14 protein-coding genes are annotated in these 18,089 nt (G+C 59.3%); 6 read left to right on the top strand and 8 right to left on the bottom strand.

The features are described 5' to 3' along the window. Window positions 1-65 precede the first annotated feature (65 nt). The 4 genes from NYR50_RS12315 (at window position 66) to fdxA (ending at window position 5,748) form a co-directional block, all read left to right on the top strand. Complete coding sequence (locus NYR50_RS12315) at window positions 66-1,280, top strand: ubiquinone biosynthesis hydroxylase (RefSeq protein WP_418136131.1); 1,215 nt, start codon at window positions 66-68, stop codon at window positions 1,278-1,280. 449 nt (window positions 1,281-1,729) lie between these two features. Beyond that, window positions 1,730-4,831: a helicase-related protein gene (locus NYR50_RS12310; RefSeq protein ID WP_418137298.1), complete on the top strand. Its 3,102-nt coding sequence runs from the start codon at window positions 1,730-1,732 to the stop codon at window positions 4,829-4,831. Window positions 4,832-4,835: 4 nt separating this feature from the next. Further along, window positions 4,836-5,252, top strand: coding sequence for an RNA-binding S4 domain-containing protein (locus NYR50_RS12305; RefSeq protein WP_418136130.1), 417 nt, complete (start codon window positions 4,836-4,838; stop codon window positions 5,250-5,252). A 157-nt stretch (window positions 5,253-5,409) separates the two neighbouring features. Next, window positions 5,410-5,748 carry a ferredoxin FdxA gene (fdxA, locus tag NYR50_RS12300; protein WP_010972540.1) on the top strand — a complete coding sequence of 113 codons (339 nt, stop codon included), beginning with the start codon at window positions 5,410-5,412 and terminating at the stop codon, window positions 5,746-5,748. A gap of 64 nt (window positions 5,749-5,812) precedes the next feature. On the opposite strand, the gene holA is transcribed toward fdxA, so the two are convergent. From holA to leuS, 3 genes are read right to left on the bottom strand one after another with little or no spacing between them, the layout of a single operon-like run. Continuing rightward, the gene (holA, locus tag NYR50_RS12295) at window positions 5,813-6,850 is read right to left on the bottom strand and encodes a DNA polymerase III subunit delta (protein ID WP_418136129.1); all 1,038 of its coding nucleotides are present in this window, start codon (window positions 6,848-6,850) and stop codon (window positions 5,813-5,815) included. A gap of 11 nt (window positions 6,851-6,861) precedes the next feature. Continuing rightward, on the bottom strand, window positions 6,862-7,407 hold the full coding sequence (gene lptE, locus NYR50_RS12290) for an LPS assembly lipoprotein LptE (protein WP_418136128.1): 546 nt from the start codon (window positions 7,405-7,407) through the stop codon (window positions 6,862-6,864). After that, window positions 7,400-10,030, bottom strand: coding sequence for a leucine--tRNA ligase (leuS, locus tag NYR50_RS12285; RefSeq protein ID WP_418136127.1), 2,631 nt, complete (start codon window positions 10,028-10,030; stop codon window positions 7,400-7,402). Before leuS ends, lptE begins: the two co-directional genes overlap by 8 nt. A gap of 192 nt (window positions 10,031-10,222) precedes the next feature. Here leuS and NYR50_RS12280 point away from each other — a divergent pair, with 192 nt between their 5' ends. Further along, the gene (locus NYR50_RS12280) at window positions 10,223-10,882 is read left to right on the top strand and encodes a YggS family pyridoxal phosphate-dependent enzyme (RefSeq protein WP_418136126.1); all 660 of its coding nucleotides are present in this window, start codon (window positions 10,223-10,225) and stop codon (window positions 10,880-10,882) included. Window positions 10,883-10,942: 60 nt separating this feature from the next. Here the strand turns inward: NYR50_RS12280 and NYR50_RS12275 are convergent, their stop codons facing one another. Beyond that, the gene (locus NYR50_RS12275) at window positions 10,943-11,647 is read right to left on the bottom strand and encodes a DUF1013 domain-containing protein (RefSeq protein ID WP_162688151.1); all 705 of its coding nucleotides are present in this window, start codon (window positions 11,645-11,647) and stop codon (window positions 10,943-10,945) included. A gap of 228 nt (window positions 11,648-11,875) precedes the next feature. On the opposite strand from NYR50_RS12275, the gene acs reads away from it, so the two are divergent. Further along, complete coding sequence (gene acs / locus NYR50_RS12270; RefSeq protein WP_269700996.1) at window positions 11,876-13,831, top strand: acetate--CoA ligase; 1,956 nt, start codon at window positions 11,876-11,878, stop codon at window positions 13,829-13,831. A gap of 96 nt (window positions 13,832-13,927) precedes the next feature. On the opposite strand, the gene NYR50_RS12265 is transcribed toward acs, so the two are convergent. The 4 genes from NYR50_RS12265 to NYR50_RS12250 form a co-directional block, all read right to left on the bottom strand. After that, a complete protein-coding gene (locus NYR50_RS12265) occupies window positions 13,928-14,935 on the bottom strand; it encodes a TRAP transporter substrate-binding protein (protein WP_080811511.1) in 1,008 nt (335 codons plus the stop codon). A 41-nt stretch (window positions 14,936-14,976) separates the two neighbouring features. Then, window positions 14,977-16,254, bottom strand: a complete 1,278-nt coding sequence (locus NYR50_RS12260) for a TRAP transporter large permease (RefSeq protein ID WP_418136125.1) — start codon at window positions 16,252-16,254, stop codon at window positions 14,977-14,979. Further along, window positions 16,255-16,788 carry a TRAP transporter small permease gene (locus NYR50_RS12255; RefSeq protein ID WP_418136124.1) on the bottom strand — a complete coding sequence of 178 codons (534 nt, stop codon included), beginning with the start codon at window positions 16,786-16,788 and terminating at the stop codon, window positions 16,255-16,257. A gap of 117 nt (window positions 16,789-16,905) precedes the next feature. Beyond that, window positions 16,906-18,066, bottom strand: coding sequence for a fumarylacetoacetate hydrolase family protein (locus NYR50_RS12250; protein WP_418136123.1), 1,161 nt, complete (start codon window positions 18,064-18,066; stop codon window positions 16,906-16,908). Between the last annotated feature and the right edge of the window lie 23 nt (window positions 18,067-18,089).

The raw sequence follows: 18,089 nt of genomic DNA, 5'->3' as shown, positions 1-18,089 counted from the left end.
TAGGAAGACGTCACATGGTCTATAGTGCGCCGATGATGCGTGCACAAGATTTGAGGAGAAGCGCGATGCTGGACGTGGTAGTTGCAGGTGGCGGATATGTCGGTCTTTCCGCTGCTGTCGCCATCAAGCAGGCTGCACCGCACCTCGATGTACAGGTGATTGAAGCCGCCCCTGATGATGTCTGGAAGAAGGATGTCCGTGCCTCCGCCGTCATTTCGGCGGCCACGCGCATGCTCGATGTTTTCGGCATATGGAACGAGATCGAGCCTGAGGCGCAGCCGATCCACAAGATGGTCGTTACCGATTCGAAGACTGCCGATCCCGTCCGCCCGGTGTTTCTGACCTTTGACGGTGCTGTGGAGGAGGGCAGGCCTTTTGCCCATATGGTGCCGAATGTTGCGATGGTGGCCGCGCTGCGTGGCCTTTGTGAGCGTCTGGGCATTAAAATCCGCCACGGTATCAGTGTTTCCGGTTTTATTTCGGGACCGCAATCGACAGCCATCACCCTTTCCGACGGTTCATCGCTGGAAGCGCGATTGCTCGTTGCCTGTGATGGTGTTCGTTCCGCTCTGCGGGACATGGCCGGCATCAAGACGGTGCATTGGGCCTATGACCAGTCTGGTATCGTCACGACCGTCGAGCACGAACGGCCGCATGAGGGCTGCGCTGAGGAGCATTTCCTGCCTTCCGGCCCCTTTGCCGTCCTGCCGTTGAAGGGAAATCGCTCCTCGCTTGTCTGGACCGAGCGCACGGCCGATGCCGACAGGCTGGTCGCCTCCGACGATCTTGTCTTCGAGGAAGAGCTGGAGCGCCGGTTCGGCCACAAGCTCGGGCCGGTCCGTCCGGTCGGTCTACGACGTGCCTTTCCGCTGGGCCTCACGCTGGCGCGCTCCTTCGTTGCGCCACGGTTTGCGCTTGCGGGTGACGCGGCGCACGGCATCCACCCGATTTCCGGACAGGGCCTCAATCTCGGCTTCAAGGATGTGGCAGCCCTCGCTGAAACCGTGGTAGAGGCCGACCGCCTCGGTCTTGATATCGGCTCTCTCAACGTTCTCGAGCGGTATCAATCCTGGCGACGTTTCGACACATTGCGCATGGGTGTGACGACGGATGTGCTGAACCGGCTTTTCTCCAATGATGTCGGCCCCATCCGCATCATGCGCGATTTCGGTCTCGGTGTTGTCGATCGGTTGCCGGGTCTCAAGTCCTATTTCATCGGTCAGGCCGCCGGCACGACGGACGCGAATGCGCCGCGCCTTCTTGCCGGCGAGGCGCTTTGACCGGGACCCTTCGTTAAGGGGTGAACAGCGCCCTCCGTAATTGTCGCTTGACAGGCCATTAGGGTATTTTCCGGGAATGGAAAGCTGAATCCGGGCAAGGACTTACCCGGATTCACAATCTGGTATGGGGCACCAATTTTCCAACCAGATATTGCGGAGAACAAAAACGGAATCAGGGAGAGTCAGCGATTCGTATTCGATTCGTTCGCAGACTGTTCCGCAACCGAATCGATTCCATTTTCGCCGGATTCTTTTTGAAGCATCAAGTTGCTGAATCCGAAAGGAAAATTCACCAGAGAAGCCCTCCTGCGCTACTTTGCGGATGAGGCCTATTGCCTTTGTCGGTGCGCATTGCCATGTGTGGTGCGTGCGGCCCGCATCCGGTGATGCCGGGCGGCACGGCAAGCAGATGAAGTCGACTCGCGGATGCTACGTTGAATTTTCGCCCCATGATCCTGAGCGGCCGCGGTGTCACGGCCGTTCTCGGCCCCACCAATACCGGCAAGACCCATTACGCGATCGAGCGGATGGTGGCGCATGGCAACGGTGTCATCGGCCTCCCACTGCGCCTTCTGGCGCGGGAGGTCTATACCCGTCTGGTTGAAAAGGTGGGGGCGCCGAATGTGGCGCTGATAACAGGCGAAGAAAAAATCTCACCGCCCAAAGCCAAATATTCCGTCTGCACCGTGGAAGCCATGCCGCGCGAGACGACCGCCGCTTTCGTCGCCATCGATGAGGTGCAGCTGGCCGGCGATCTTGAACGCGGTCATATCTTCACCGACCGGGTGCTGCATCTGCGCGGGCGGGAAGAGACGTTGCTTCTGGGTGCCGGCACGATGCGCCCGATCCTTGAAAAGCTGCTGCCGGGAATAACCGTGGTCGAGCGGCCGCGTCTGTCGCAGCTTTTTTATGCCGGCCAGAAGAAGATAACCCGCCTGCCGCAACGCACGGCGATCGTCGCCTTTTCGGCGGAGGAGGTCTACGCCATTGCCGAGCTGGTGCGCCGCCAGCGCGGCGGAGCGGCCGTTGTGATGGGTGCGCTTTCGCCGCGCACGCGCAATGCGCAGGTGGGTCTCTACCAGTCGGGCGATGTGGAATATCTTGTCGCGACGGATGCCATCGGCATGGGTCTCAACCTCGACGTCGATCACGTCGCCTTCGCGCAGGACCGCAAATTCGACGGTTACCAGTTCCGCAACCTCAATCCGGGTGAAATCGGCCAGATTGCCGGCCGCGCCGGCCGTCATCTTCGCGACGGCACATTCGGTGTGACGGGGCGTGTCGATCCGTTCGACGACGAGTTGGTGAAGCGGATCGAGACCCATCAGTTCGATGCGGTGAAGGTGCTGCAATGGCGGACGAAAAATTTCGATTTTTCCTCCATCGCCAATCTGCGCACGAGCCTTGATGCCGCGCCGGCGATCCAGGGGCTTTCGCGCGCCTTGCCCGCCATTGACCAGCAGGCGCTGGAGTATCTGTCGCGTTATCCTGAGATCATCGACGTGACCACGACGGATGCGCGGGTGGAAAAACTCTGGGAGGCCTGCGCGCTGCCTGATTATCGCCGCATCGCCCCCGCACAGCATGCCGACCTGATCTCCACGCTTTATTTCGATCTCGTCAAGCGCGGGGCGGTGAACGAGGATTTCATGGCCGAGCAGGTGCGCCGTGCCGACCGGACGGATGGAGAGATCGATACATTGTCCGCAAGGATTGCGCAGATCAGAACATGGACTTATGTATCGAACCGCCCAGGATGGCTTGCCGATCCGACACACTGGCAAGAAAAGACGCGGGAAATCGAGGATCGATTGTCCGATGCTCTACATGAAAGGTTGACGAAACGCTTTGTTGATCGCAGGACATCTGTGCTCATGAGGCGCCTGAGAGAGAATGCGATGCTTGAAGCTGAAATCAGTGTAAATGGTGATGTCTTCGTAGAAGGACATCACGTCGGCCAATTGGCCGGATTCCGGTTCACGCCGGTGTCGGGAATGGAAGGGCCGGATCAGAAGGCCGTGCAGGCTGCGTCGCAGAAGGCGCTGGCGCTGGAGTATGAGGCGCGCGCTGCGCGTCTGCATGCCAGCGGCAACGGCGATCTCGCTTTGAGCTCCGATGGTCTGGTTCGCTGGCTTGGCGAGCCGGTTGCCCGCCTCGCGGCAGGCGATAACATCATGAAGCCGCGGGTGATCCTGCTGGCCGACGAGCAGTTGAGCGGCAATGCCCGCGATCATGCGGTGGCGCGCGTCGAACGTTTCGTCAATCATCAGATTGCGACCGTGCTGAAGCCGCTAGACGATATTTCGCGCGCCGAAGACCTTCAGGGTCTCGCAAAGGGACTGGCGTTCCAGCTGGTCGAAAATCTGGGCGTGCTGTTCCGCCGCGACGTCACCGAAGACGTGAAGTCGCTGGATCAGGATGCGCGCGCCTCCATGCGCCGCTACGGCGTGCGTTTTGGCGCTTATCACGTCTTCCTGCCCGCATTGCTGAAGCCGGCCCCGGCCGAGCTTGTCACGCTGCTCTGGGCGCTGAAGAATGATGGTCTCGGCAAGCCGGGTTATGGCGATCTCATTCCGGTGCTGGCCGCCGGCCGCACCTCGGTCGTGACAGATGCGAGCTTCGAGCGGATGTTTTACAAGCTCGCCGGTTTCCGTTTCCTCGGAAAGCGCGCCGTGCGTATCGACATTCTCGAGCGTCTGGCCGATCTGATCCGTCCACTGCTGCAGTGGAAGCCCGGTCAGCAGCCGCGCCCGGAAGGCGCTTATGATGGCCGTCGTTTCACGACGACGACCGCCATGCTTTCCATTCTCGGCGCAACGCTCGACGACATGGAAGAAATCCTCAAGGGCCTCGGTTACCGTGCCGATCAGGTCACGGCGGAAGAGGCGCAGGCCTTCCTCGCCAGCCACGTTGGCGCCGCCGCTCCTGTCGCCGCAGAAGCGGTGACGGGCGAAGAGGAAAGCGCTGAGACCGCGCAGGACGAACCGGCTTCCGAACAACAGGAAACCGAAACGGCGGCTGTTGCCGAAGGCGACGCTTCCGAGGCGCCGGTCGCGGAAGCTGTCGGCGAAGAGGTTGCCGCAGGTGAGGCCGTGTCTGTCGAAGGTGCGGAGCCTTCCGAGCCGAAGCCCGTTCTTCTGTGGCGTCCGGGTGGCCGCAACGAAAATCAGCGCGGCGAAAACCGTCGTCCCGGCCATCGCGGTCAGGGTCGTGATGGGGCACGCGAGCAGGGCGAGCGTCGCGGCGAAGGCCGTCGCGACAATCGTGACGGTGCAAATCGGGACAATCCAAATCGCGACGGTGCAAATCGCGAAGCAGCCAATCGCGGTGGCGATGGTGAGCGCAAGCGTGACGGCGGTCGCCCCGATCGCGGCAACAACCGCAACAATGATCGCGGGGAGCGCAAGGACAGGCCGGAGCGTAACGACCGTGGCGGAAAACCGCAGGGTCAGCAGCGCTTCGAAGCCAAGCCGCCGCGCAAGGAGAAGCCGATGGATCCGGATTCGCCTTTCGCAAAGCTCGCTGCGCTCAAGGAGCAGCTGAAGAAGTAAGCCCATGGGAAGCAACGAACAGCCACTGGAAAGCACGCGTCAGCGTCTGGACAAGTGGCTGTTCTTTGCTCGTATGGCCAAGTCCCGATCGCTGGCCCAGAGTTACATCCAGTCGGGTCATGTAAAGGTCAACGGCGCTGCCATCCGCCAGCCCAGCCACATGCTGAAGGTGGGGGATAGGCTGGACATCGGCTTTGAGCGGATGGACAAGGTACTCGTCGTCAAATCCGGCGGAGCGCGACGCGGACCTTATGAGGAAGCCCGGCTTCTTTATGACGACCAGACGCCACCGCGGGAACCGTCCGACAGGTTGACTCCTCTCGAGCAGGCGCTGCGCGAGCCCGGCAGTGGGCGTCCGACCAAAAAAGAGCGCAGGGCGCTCGACAGGTTTCTGTCTGACAGTGACGGAAGCAAAGAATAGAATAAACCTCCAGGTCTGCCTCGTTTTTCAGAATTGTTATCCTTGCTATCTGCTGGCAAAGGCATTACGTCACTTGCGAAATTGCCCTGTCTGAATTCCGGGCGACGGCTTGTGTTCCGAAGCCCAAAGACCCGGCCTGCATATTCTGGAGTTCATCATGACATATGTCGTGACCGACAATTGCATCCGCTGCAAATATACCGATTGCGTTGAGGTCTGCCCTGTCGACTGCTTTTACGAGGGTGAAAATTTCCTCGCTATCAATCCCGATGAATGCATCGATTGCGGTGTGTGCGAACCGGAATGTCCCGCTGAGGCCATCAAGCCCGATACGGAGCCGGGTCTCGACAAGTGGTTGAAGATCAATACCGAATATGCGGCCATCTGGCCGAATATCACCATCAAGCGTGATCCGATGCCGGAAGCCAAGGAAATGGACGGGGTCGAAGGTAAGCTGGAGCTTTATTTCTCTGCTGAGCCCGGCAAGGGCGACTGAACCAGAACCTTTCTGGATCAAAATTCGAAAAGCCCTCGTTGCATCAGCACGAGGGCTTTTTTGTTTATCCACCGCGACCGGACTGAAGCGTGGTCGACAGCAATGTTAGGAGAGCCACGCTTTCCTCCAGGCTTTGCCGCTGGCGGCTTTGCAGGATGGCTGCCTGCAGACGGTTCATCTCACGGGCAATCGCCGCTGGCTGCCACGTCCGCAGCGCTCTTTCGATGATCGGTTTCCGGCGAAAATGGATATGGCGTCCGAGCGTCTGCATGACCTGGCCGGCCTGCTGCTTTTTCTCATCCATCTCGGCGCGCATCTGGTCGAGCAGCTGGAATTGCTTAAGGCATCCCTGGAGGACGAGGAAGATCGGCGTTTTCGATGAAATGATCTTCTGGGTGGCGTGGAAAAAGGCGTTCCTGTCGCCTTTCAGGATGGCGTCGACGGCATCGTCGGCCGAAACCGTGCTGGCATCGCCGATGATGGCCAGAATATCATCTTCCTCGATCACGTCGGCCCCGAGGCAATAGAGTGCCAGCTTGCGGATTTCGTTGCGCGAGGCGATACGGTCGCCGCCGAGCTGCTCGATCAGCCTTTGTCGTGCAGCCGGCGCAATGCGCAGATTATTCGCGGAGAGTTCCTGATCGATCAATGCGTTTAAGGAGCGCGCATCGTCCGCATAACAGGGGATTGCCGCAATGGAGCGCGCCGGCTCCGCTATCTTACGCAGCCCCGTGCCCTTTTTGATGTCGCCCGCTTCGATGATCAGGAAACTTGCTTCCGGTGGTGTGTCTGCCAGAATCTGAAGCGCATCCACCAGCGCCTTTTCAGCGGAGGCGCTTTTGACCCACACAAGTTTTTCGCCACCAAAAAGGCCGATGGCGTTCACTTCATCAAGCAGGCGGCCAGGGTCGCCCTGCAGATCTGACGCGGTCAGTTTCAGCGATGCGAAAGCGTCATCGGGATCGATGCCGGTCTTCTTGGCGATGAGGCCCGCCCGCTCCGATACCAGACCACGATCCGGTCCATAGAGCACAAAAACGCGAAAGCGCTCCGCCGGATTTTCGGCGAAGCGCTCGAATTCATGGGACTTTATCTCCGTCACGGCTGCCGCTCTCAGCGGCCGAGCGTGGCGGCGACGTCGGTGCGGATGATCTCTGCCAGCTCGCGGGCCGCACGGTTTTCGGCGTCGCGGATTGCCCTGATCTTGGCGAATTCCTGCTGCGGCAGATCCACCTGCGCCGTCACGCTGCGGCGTGCGGAGCGCAGAATCTGACCGTCGGAGACGCGCGTCAGGACATATTGACCAGCCATCACGACGCGACCGGGGTAAGGCCCGTCGTAATTGTTGTTCGTCCGCGTGGTCAGGTCGTAATTCTGCACTTCAGTCGAACTGGCGCTCGAGCTCACGGCGATCTTGAGGTTATATTGAGCCGTCGCTGGCTCGCCGGCACCGCCCGACGTCAGGAAGATCAGCTGGTTGCGTACCTCCTGTCCGACCCTGCCGCCGGTCTGGGTGATGCTGACGGCCGCCAGCCTTTCCTTGGTTCCGGAAGCTTCGCCGTAGAGCGGGCGCACCTGGCAGCCCGCCAGAAGACCAGCCATCATCACGACGGAAATTGCTGCCGCAACGCGGCTCCATCTCGAAAAAACGTCAGACAACAATGTTCACAATCCTCTGCGGAACCACGATGACTTTCTTGGGCTCGCCACCGGCAAGAATCGATTTGACGGCGTCCAGCGCAAGGGCAGCCGTGCGGACCGCATCTTGATCCGCATCGCGCGCGATTGTCAATTCACCGCGCTTCTTGCCATTGACCTGCACGGGCATGACCACGTCGTTTTCCTCGACCAGCGAAGCCACGAAGGTCGGCCACGGCGTCTCAGCCACCAAGCCTTCATTGCCCAGCGCGGACCAGCATTCTTCCGCGAGATGCGGCGTCATGGGCGCTATGATGCGGATCAGGATTTCGACGGCGTCACGCGCGGCCGCCTTGAGGTCATCAGGCTTGCCGCCCGCAGCGACATCCGCAAGCGGACCGGCGAGTGCATTGACCAGTTCATAAATGCGGGCGATGGCCTTGTTGAAGGCGAGCTTGTCCAGATCTTCCTGAACAGCCTTCAGCGTCTTGTGGGCCGCCTTGGAGGCTGCCAGCCCTTCGCCTTCGGTCGCCGGCTTCGGTTTCACGCCCTTCAACTGTTCGGCGGCTTCACCGATGAGGCGCCAGACACGCTGGACGAATCGGTTTGCACCTTCCACGCCGGCTTCGGACCAGATGACGTCGCGATCGGGCGGAGAATCCGAGAGGACGAAGAAGCGTGCGGTATCGGCACCATAGGATGCGATGATATCGTCAGGGTCGACCACGTTCTTCTTCGACTTCGACATTTTTTCGATGGAGCCGATCTTAACCTCTTCGCCGGAAGAGAGGAGGAACGCCCGGCGCGCGCCGTCGTTTTCCTCGATCCTCAGTTCCGCAGGCGGCACCCATTCGCGCGTCAGGCCTTCACCGCGGCTATAGGTCTCGTGGACCACCATGCCCTGTGTGAACAGGCCCTTGAAGGGTTCCTTGACGCCGACATGACCTGTTTCGCGCATGGCGCGGGTGAAGAAGCGCGAGTAGAGCAGGTGCAGGATGGCATGCTCGATGCCGCCGATATACTGGTCAACCGGCAACCAGTGATTGGCAACTTTCGGGTCGGTCGGCTCATCTTCCCACGGTGCTGTGAAGCGGGTGTAATACCAGCTGGAATCGACGAAGGTGTCCATCGTGTCGGTTTCGCGCCGCGCGTCATGGCCGCATTGCGGGCAGGAAACGTGACGCCATGTAGGATGGCGATCCAGCGGGTTGCCGGGCACATCGAAAGTCACGTCGTCGGGCAGCTTGACGGGCAGGTCCTTTTTCGGAACTGGCACCACGCCGCAGACTTCGCAATGAATGACCGGGATCGGACAACCCCAGTAACGCTGGCGGGAAATGCCCCAGTCGCGCAGGCGGAAATTGACCTTGCGTTCGGCCTGCGGCGCATTGCCGAGAGACTGCGCCGACAGCTTCTGCACAACGGCTTCGAAGGCGTCCGTCGTCCTCATGCCGTTCAGGAAGCCGGAATTGATCATCACGCCGTCATCGGTGAAGGCGGTGTCTTCAACGGTGAAGCTTGCTGCGTCGGGACCTTCGGGTGCGACGACGGTGACGACTGGCAGGCCGTATTTGCGGGCGAAGTCCAGATCGCGCTGGTCACCCGAGGGGCAGCCGAAGATTGCGCCGGTGCCGTAATCCATCAAGACAAAGTTCGCGACATAGACAGGCAGTTCCCAGCTGGCGTCCAGCGGGTGCACGACCTTGACGCCAGTATCGATGCCTTTCTTTTCGGCGGTTTCCAGCGCTGCCAATGAAGTGCCATGGCGGCGGCATTCGTCGCAGAACTCGGCAATATCAGGATTGTTCGCCGACAGTTCTCTTGCCAGCGGATGGTCGGCGGCGATCGCCAGGAAGGAGGCGCCGAACAGCGTGTCGGGACGCGTCGTATAGACGGTGATGTCGGAAAAACCTTCCGGAGCTGTCTCAGTGACGGTCTGCCAGCGCAGCGACAGGCCTTCGGAGCGGCCGATCCAGTTCTTCTGCATCAGGCGCACTTTTTCAGGCCACTGGTCCAGTTCGTCCAGTTCGTCCAGCAGGTCCTGGCTGAAATCTGTGATGCGGAAGAACCATTGCGTCAGTTCGCGCTGTTCCACCAGTGCGCCGGAGCGCCAGCCGCGGCCGTCGATCACCTGCTCATTGGCCAGAACCGTGTGGTCGACCGGGTCCCAGTTGACCTTGGACTGCTTGCGGTAAACCAGACCCTTTTCCATGAAGTCGACGAACAGCGCCTGCTGGCGATGGTAATATTCCACGTCGCAGGTGGCGAATTCGCGGGTCCAGTCCAAGGACAGGCCCATGGATTTCAGCTGGCCGCGCATGGTGGCGATGTTCTGGTAGGTCCAGTCCTTGGGATGGACCTTGTTCTGCATGGCCGCATTTTCAGCGGGCATGCCGAAGGCGTCCCAGCCCATCGGGTGCAGGACGTTGAAACCACGGGCGCGTTTGTAACGGGCGACGACGTCACCCATGGCGTAGTTGCGGACATGGCCCATGTGGATGCGTCCCGAAGGATAGGGAAACATCTCCAGAACGTAATATTTCTCGCGCGGATCGCTGTTATCGGTGACGAAAACCTTGTCTTCGTTCCATTTCTGCTGCCAGCGCGGCTCGGCGTCGCGAGGATTGTAACGTTCGATGGCCATTATCTAAAATTCCGGGTATCGAGGGGAAAAATTTGCGCTGACCTTCACCATGAAACGACCGGGGCGTCAAGTTTGGCGGGGCATTCGGGCGTTCAATCTTGGCCAGCGTGCCTCAAATGGTGCTAAAGGCGCTTGGCATCAAGGCAATCGGCGTCTAGTTAGCGATTTGAACGGTTTAAAAAAGGTCTTGTGATGGAAATCGAAGCACGTCTTGAGGATGTCAGGCAGCGCATTGCGGATGTCGCGGAAAAATCCGGCCGCAAGGCGGGGGATATTGCCTTGGTTGCGGTCTCCAAGACCTTCGACGCAGAAGCGATCCAGCCCGTCATTGATGCCGGCCAGCGCGTGTTTGGCGAAAACCGCGTGCAGGAAGCGCAGGGTAAGTGGCCTGCGCTCAAAGAAAAGACATCCGATATCGAGCTGCGTCTGATCGGACCGCTGCAATCCAACAAGGCGGCGGATGCCGTCGCACTATTTGACGTCGTAGAAAGTATCGACCGGCAAAAAATCGCTCGCGCGCTTTCCGAAGAATGCGCCAAACAGGGCCGCAGCCTGCGGTTTTATGTGCAGGTCAACACCGGCCTTGAGCCGCAGAAGGCCGGCATCGATCCGCGTGAAACCGTCGCCTTCGTGGCTTTCTGCCGGGACGAATTGAAACTGCCGGTCGAGGGATTGATGTGCATTCCGCCGGCGGAGGAAAATCCGGGGCCGCATTTTGCGCTTCTGGCGAAGCTTGCCGGGCAATGCGGCCTTGAGAAGCTTTCCATGGGCATGTCCGGCGATTTTGAGACCGCCGTCGAGTTCGGCGCCACCAGCGTGCGGGTTGGCTCGGCGATCTTCGGCACCCGGTAAAATCCTGAAAACAAAAAACCCGGCACGGCGGCCGGGTTTCAAATGTCGGAAAGACTTCGATCAGTATTGATCGTCCTCGTCTTCGTCCTTTGGTGCGGACTTCAGCGAAGAAAGCTTCTTGAAGACGGCGTCGGCGTCGATCTGCTGTTCTTCCTCGCGCTGGTAGTTGTTGTAGTCCAGACCTTCCGTCGCCGTTGCCGGCTGCAGCGTGTTGCCGAGCTCTTCGGCGGTCGGCAACGGGCGGCCGCGAGAAGCGCGTTCGACTTCGAGGTCAAGATCGATCTGGCTGCAGAGGCCGAGCGTTACCGGGTCCATCGGCGTCAGGTTGGCCGAATTCCAGTGGGTGCGGTCGCGAATCTGCTCGATGGTGGATTTGGTGGTGCCGACGAGGCGCGAAATCTGCGCGTCCTTGAGTTCCGGATGGTTGCGTACCAACCAGAGAATGGCGTTCGGGCGGTCCTGACGCTTGGAAACCGGCGTATAACGCGGGCCACGGCGCTTGGATTCCGGCACACGCACCTTCGGCTCGGAAAGCTTGAGCTTGTGGTTGGGATTGCCTTCGGCACGGGCGATCTCGTCGCGGGAAAGCTGTCCTGTCGCGATCGGATCGAGACCTTTGATGCCCTGTGCGGCTTCGCCGTCGGCAATCGCCTTGACTTCGAGCGGATGCAATTTGCAGAACGTGGCTATCTGGTCGAACGACAGCGCGGTGTTGTCGACCAGCCATACAGCAGTTGCCTTTGGCATGAGCAATTGTTGAGCCATAGATACAGTCCTTCTGTCCGTCCGCGCCGGGGTCGCGGGCGTGGTATCAACCACTGATTTCCGGGATATTGGCGCTCTATAACCGGATTGCATCATAATTGCAATTCTTTGCGAAACAAATGCCTTTGTCTAATTGCCGTCAGTCATTGACCTGCTATGAATTCACCACATGCCTGAGGTGGGAGTCTCAAGGCGCGCAACAAGACATACTTGGTTCAGGAGGAGTTCATGTCTGCCAAAATCTACCCGGTGCTCAAATCGGCGAAAGCCCGCACGCTCATCGACAATGAGCGTTACCAGAAATGGTATCAGGAGAGCGTCGAGGATCCGGAAAAATTCTGGGACAAGCACGGCCGGCGGATCGACTGGTTCAAGCCCTATACCAAGGTCAAGAACACCTCATTCAAGGGGCGTGTGCCGATCAAGTGGTTCGAGGATGGCCTGACGAACGTCTCCTACAACTGTATCGACAGGCATCTGAAGACGCATGGCGAGCGCACGGCGATCATCTGGGAAGGCGACAATCCCTATATCGACAAGAAGATCACTTATAACCAGCTCTATGATTATGTCTGCCGTCTGGCCAATGTGCTGAAGAAGCACGGCGTCAAGAAGGGCGACCGTGTCACCATCTACATGCCGATGATCCCCGAGGCGGCTTATGCCATGCTCGCCTGCGCCCGCATCGGCGCCGTGCATTCCGTCGTCTTTGGCGGCTTCTCGCCGGAAGCGCTGGCCGGCCGTATCGTCGACTGCGAATCGACCTTCGTCATCACCTGCGATGAAGGCGTGCGCGGCGGCAAGCCGATCCCGCTTAAGGAAAACACCGACAAGGCGATCGATATCGCTGCCAAGCAATATGTCATCGTCAACAAGGTTCTGGTCGTGCGCCGCACCGGCGGCAAGACCGGCTGGGCGCCGGGCCGCGACATCTGGTACCATCAGGAAATTGCGACCGTGAAACCGGATTGCCCGCCGGCGAAGATGCGGGCGGAAGATCCGCTGTTCATCCTTTACACGTCAGGCTCCACCGGCAAGCCGAAGGGCGTGCTGCACACGACGGGCGGTTACCTCGTCTATACGTCGATGACGCATGAATATGTCTTTGACTACAAGGATGGCGAGGTCTTCTGGTGTACGGCCGATGTCGGCTGGGTCACGGGCCATTCATACATCGTCTACGGGCCGCTTGCGAATTGTGCGACGACGCTGATGTTCGAAGGCGTTCCCAACTTCCCGGATCAGGGTCGTTTCTGGGAAGTCATCGACAAGCACAAGGTCAATATCTTCTATACCGCGCCGACGGCGCTCCGATCGCTGATGGGGGCGGGCGACCAGTTCGTCACGCGCTCATCCCGTGACAGCCTGCGGCTGCTTGGAACGGTCGGCGAGCCGATCAACCCGGAAGCATGGGAGTGGTATTACCATGTGGTCGGCGAGGACAAGAGCCCGATCGTCGATACCTGGTGGCAGACGGAAACGGGTGGCATCCTCATCTCGCCGCTGCCCGGCGCGACTGATCTGAAACCGGGTTCGGCCACACGGCCATTCTTCGGCGTGCAGCCTCAGCTTGTCGACGCCGAGGGGAATGTGCTGGAAGGGCCGGCAGACGGCAATCTCTGCATCACCGACAGCTGGCCGGGCCAGTCGCGCTCGGTTTATGGCGATCACCAGCGCTTCGTCGATACATACTTCTCCACCTACAAGGGCAAGTACTTCACCGGTGACGGCTGCCGGCGCGACGAGGACGGTTATTACTGGATCACCGGCCGCGTTGATGACGTGCTGAACGTCTCGGGCCACCGTCTCGGAACGGCCGAAGTCGAATCGGCGCTGGTGTCGCATCATCTCGTTTCGGAAGCGGCCGTGGTCGGTTATCCGCACCCCATCAAGGGACAGGGCATTTATTGCTATGTCACGCTGATGGCGGGGCAGAATGGCGATTATGCGCTGCGTGAGGAGCTGGTGAAGCATGTGCGCAACGAGATCGGACCGGTTGCGACACCGGACAAGATCCAGTTCGCACCGGGCCTGCCGAAGACGCGTTCCGGCAAGATCATGCGCCGTATTCTGCGCAAGATTGCCGAGGACGATTTTGGTGCGCTCGGGGATACATCGACGCTTGCCGATCCGGCGGTGGTGGAAGACCTTATCGCCAACCGCCAGAACCGCACGGCGTCCTGATCTTCTGGAAAGGCTGCTTTGGCAGCCTTTTTCTTTCCGCAAACGAAAACACCCGGAAGTGAACTTCCGGGTGTTTTTTATTCAATACAGACAGGCTTACTGGCCGCGGATCTTCTTCAGGTCCGCCAGAACGGCGTCAACGACGTCCGCACCGATTTCAGCCTTGTGCTTTTCGTAAACGACCATTGACTTTTCGCGGATACGAGCCTGCTCTTCTGCAGACAGCGTGTTGACCTCGAGGCCGGCAGCCTTGATCTTTTCCAGCGACTTCTGGTTCAGCTCGCGGATGACCTTGCGCTCTTCGTCACGGCCGACAACTGCGCATTCACGCAGGGCGGCCTGTTCTTCGGGCGTGTAGCTGTCGAAGATCGGCTTGGAGAAGAGGAAGAGGAACGGCGTGTAGGCGTGGTTCGTCTCGGTGACGTACTTCTGCACCTCGTAGAACTTGGAGGTGTCGATCGTTACATAGGGGTTTTCCTGCGCATCGATCGCGTTGGTTTCAAGTGCGGAGAACACTTCCCCGAAAGCCATCGGGGTTGCATTGGCGCCGAGGTTCTGGAAGGTGTCGAGGAAGATGTTGTTCTGCATCACGCGGACCTTGAGGCCCGAGAAATCTTCCCACTTGTTAACGGCGTGCTTGGAGTTGGACAGGTTGCGGAAGCCGTTTTCCCAGTAAGCCAGGTTCACGAGGCCCTGTTCTTCGAGCTTCTTGTTCATCATGTCGCCGAAGGCGCCGTCCATGACGGCATCGGCTTCCTTGGCGTTCGAGAACAGGAACGGCAGGTCAAAAACGCCGAGCGACGGGATGAGACCAACGAGCGGCGAAGAAGACGTCACGACGGCTTCCTGAACGCCGGAGCGCAGGGCCTGGGTTGCCTGAAGGTCACCGCCGAGAGCGCCGCCCCAGAATGCCGTCAGCTTCAGCTTGCCGCCCGACTTGTCGTCGAGGCAGGCCTGCATGGCCTTGATGCCGTTGCCGACCGGATGGTCCTGGTTGATGCCGTTCGAAACGCGGATGTTGCGGCTGTTGAATTCGGCCATGGCCGGAGCTGCGGCGCCAACGGCGAAAGCGATGGCCGTGGTGGTCAGAAGAAGCTTTCTCATAATATCCTCCCTTGGATTGTGTGCGAGAAGCAGGTTGCGGATTAACGTAGGTATTTCAGCGGAACCAGAACGATGTCGGGGAATATGACGAGCAGGAAAAGAACCCCTACCTGCGTCAGCAGGAAAGGTAGAACCCCGACAGTGACCCGTCCAAGCGGCACCCGTCCGATACCGCTGACGACGTTCAAGACCACGCCAACCGGCGGTGTGATGAGGCCGATACACGTGTTCATGATGAAAAGAACGCCGAAATAGACAGGGTCGATGCCCGCCTGCTTGATGATCGGCATCAACACCGGTGTCAGGATCAGGATGGTTGGCGTCAGGTCAAGGGCGGTTCCCACAATCAGAATGAGAATCATGATGGCGAACATCAGGAGCATCGGGCGATCAATCAACGGCTCGATATAACCGACAATTTCATTGGGGATGTTGGCTGCGGTAATAAGCCATGCCGATACCAGCGCAGCGCAGACGAGGAACATGACGATTGCCGTGCTTTTTGCAGCGCGCAGCAGCACATGCGACAGATCGCTCAGCTTAAGCTCTCGGTAAATGAACAGGCCCACGAATAGCGCGTATACAGCAGCGACGACGGCCGCTTCCGTAGGCGTCATGATGCCGGCCTTGATGCCGCCAAGAATGATGACCGGCATACCGAGCGCCCACCCGGCGCGACCGGTCGCCTTCAGTCTCTCCTTAGCGGATGTTTTCGGCAGCGGCTGAACATTGTCCTTGCGCACAACGAACATCCATGTGCCCACCAGCGACAATCCCATCAGCAGGCCGGGAACGATGCCGGCCATGAAAAGTTGTGTGATCGAAACGTTGGCCGCGACGCCGAAAACGATAAAAGCCATCGACGGAGGGATGACGGGAGCAATGATGCCGCCAGCCGCAATCAGACCTGCGGAGCGAGGAACATTATAGCCCGCTTTGGCCATCATCGGGATGAGGATTGCCGCAAGCGCGGCGGTGTCGGCGGCGGCCGAACCGGAAATGCTGGCCATGATAACCGCTGCCATGATGGCAACAATGCCGAGGCCGCCACGGATATGGCCGACGCAAGCGATCGCAAAATCTATGATTCGGCGAGAAAGGCCGCCCGAATTCATCAATTCCCCGGCAAGGATGAAGAAGGGAATGGCAAGCAGCGTGAAGGTATCCGCGCCCGAAATCATGTTCTGGGCGATGATCGCCGTGTTGAACATGCCCATGTACCACATCAGCACGACGCCGCAGAACATCAGCGAGAAAGCGACGGGAACGCCAATCGCCATGGCTCCGAGAAGTGAGCCGACAAAAACGAGAAGGGTCATTTATGAGCGCTCCGAAAGCTGTTCCACGGTAAGGTTTTCGCCCGCAAAGGCGGCAATTTCCTCTTCCTTGACACGACCGGTTGCAATGCGCACGATCCGCTCCAGCGCGATCAGGCAGATACCTGCGCCGGTGAACAATCCGATACCGTAGACCCAGATCATGGAAAGGCCGGTGACGGGCGCGTGCATGCTGGCATTGATGCCGGACTGCTTCCACGTTCCCCAGAAGAATATCGCCGAAACGGCAAAGATGACGATATTCGAGATCATCATGCAGAAAATACGGGCGCGACGAGACAACAGCATCACGAATGTCTCGATACCCATATGGCCATGTTCCCGGAAGGCAATGACGGCGCCAACGAAGGTCAGCCAGACGAAAAAGAAACGTGACATTTCTTCCGACACATTGATCCCGGAGTTCATCGTGTAACGCATCACGACGTTAACGAAGACCATGAGCGCCATGCCCGCGAGCAATACGACCAGGACGATTTCGAGAAACTTGTAGAAAAGATTGATGGTCTTTTGCATTTTCCCCTCCCGAAGAAATATCTGGAGCATTTTCGGCGAAGGATCGCCTTTAAATGCTCCACCATTGGTTTTCGCAATTCCGGATGCAAAACCGCAATGTAGTTTTGCGGGGATTGCCTAGAGCAGCCCGCGTTTCGCCAGATTGCGCATCAGGGCAACGGTGCCGAATGTCCATTCCGGGCATTCGTCTGTTGTTGTGACCCAGTTGATCAGCTTGCCGAGCTTCGGCGTGGAGATTTCGACACGGTCACCGATTGAGTGGGTGAAGCCAAGGCCCGGACCATTGCGGTCTTTGACCGGCGCGAACATCGTGCCAAGGAAAAAGACGGCGCCATCAGGATATTGATGGTTGCGGTTCAGGAGCTGGGACGCGAGATTTTCCGGCGTGCGGCTGATGGCCTGCATCGCGCTGACGCCCGTCATGGTGAAACCGTCTTCGCCTTCGACCAGAAGCGAGATCTGCGACTTCTTCACGTCTTCAATGGTGAAATTGCCGTCGAACAGGCGGATGAAAGGACCGATCGCGCAGGATGCGTTGTTATCCTTCGCCTTGCTGAGCAGGAGGGCAGAGCGGCCTTCGAAATCGCGCAGGTTGACGTCGTTGCCGAGCGTCGCGCCAACGATGCGGCCGTCGGAGGCGATGGCGAGCACCACTTCCGGCTCCGGGTTGTTCCACTGCGATTTCGGGTGAACGCCGATCAGCGCGCCGCAGCCGACGGAGGCCATGGCCTGCGCCTTGGAGAAGATTTCCGCATCCGGGCCGATACCAACTTCCAGATATTGCGACCAGAGGCCCATTTCCTGAAGCAGTTTCTTCACTTCGGCAGCTTTTTCGGAACCAGCCTCAAGTCCCTTCAGATTGTCTCCGAGAACTGGCGCCAGTCGTCCGCGGATTTCCTGTGCGCGAAGCGGGTCGCCTTTGGCCTGCTCCTCGATCACCCGTTCCAGCATGCTGTCGGCAAAGGTGACGCCGGCGGCCTTGACGGCTTGAATGTCGTTGGGGGCAAGAAGCTCGCCGGCTGAACCGTCCAGAAACGCGTCAAGCGCGCCGAGCGCGACGAAAGTGCTGATGTCGGCAAGCTGCTCCACCAGATCCGTCTTTTCCAGAAGTTCAGACATGGTGGGGGAAAGCGAGGTGAGGTCATAAAGGACGCCGCCCTTAAGCAGCACGGGGCAGGGCCCGCCTTCGCTTTTCGACCAGACGCGGCCAACGAGCAGCGCGTTTTCGAAATCGTCAGGCAAAATTGCGGTAGCGTCGATGGACCTTGTGCCGGTCATGTAGTCCTCCCCTTCAGCATCCG

It is taken from the genome of Agrobacterium sp. El2ro-1b (assembly GCF_048298475.1).
Lineage (GTDB): Bacteria > Pseudomonadota > Alphaproteobacteria > Rhizobiales > Rhizobiaceae > Agrobacterium > Agrobacterium fabrum.
Note: the sequence above shows the minus strand (reverse complement) of the source record. Positions and strands in the feature narration are given on the sequence as shown.

What these genes read in the sequence shown, in the direction of transcription:
- NYR50_RS12315 (WP_418136131.1), top strand. Translation starts at nt 66, where the DNA reads ATGCTGGACGTGGTAGTTGCAGGTGGCGGATATGTCGGTCTTTCCGCT.
- NYR50_RS12310 (WP_418137298.1), top strand. Translation starts at nt 1,730, where the DNA reads ATGATCCTGAGCGGCCGCGGTGTCACGGCCGTTCTCGGCCCCACCAAT.
- NYR50_RS12305 (WP_418136130.1), top strand. Translation starts at nt 4,836, where the DNA reads ATGGGAAGCAACGAACAGCCACTGGAAAGCACGCGTCAGCGTCTGGAC.
- fdxA (WP_010972540.1), top strand. Translation starts at nt 5,410, where the DNA reads ATGACATATGTCGTGACCGACAATTGCATCCGCTGCAAATATACCGAT.
- leuS (WP_418136127.1), bottom strand. Translation starts at nt 10,030, where the DNA reads ATGGCCATCGAACGTTACAATCCTCGCGACGCCGAGCCGCGCTGGCAG.
- NYR50_RS12280 (WP_418136126.1), top strand. Translation starts at nt 10,223, where the DNA reads ATGGAAATCGAAGCACGTCTTGAGGATGTCAGGCAGCGCATTGCGGAT.
- NYR50_RS12275 (WP_162688151.1), bottom strand. Translation starts at nt 11,647, where the DNA reads ATGGCTCAACAATTGCTCATGCCAAAGGCAACTGCTGTATGGCTGGTC.
- acs (WP_269700996.1), top strand. Translation starts at nt 11,876, where the DNA reads ATGTCTGCCAAAATCTACCCGGTGCTCAAATCGGCGAAAGCCCGCACG.
- NYR50_RS12265 (WP_080811511.1), bottom strand. Translation starts at nt 14,935, where the DNA reads ATGAGAAAGCTTCTTCTGACCACCACGGCCATCGCTTTCGCCGTTGGC.
- NYR50_RS12260 (WP_418136125.1), bottom strand. Translation starts at nt 16,254, where the DNA reads ATGACCCTTCTCGTTTTTGTCGGCTCACTTCTCGGAGCCATGGCGATT.
- NYR50_RS12255 (WP_418136124.1), bottom strand. Translation starts at nt 16,788, where the DNA reads ATGCAAAAGACCATCAATCTTTTCTACAAGTTTCTCGAAATCGTCCTG.
- NYR50_RS12250 (WP_418136123.1), bottom strand. Translation starts at nt 18,066, where the DNA reads ATGACCGGCACAAGGTCCATCGACGCTACCGCAATTTTGCCTGACGAT.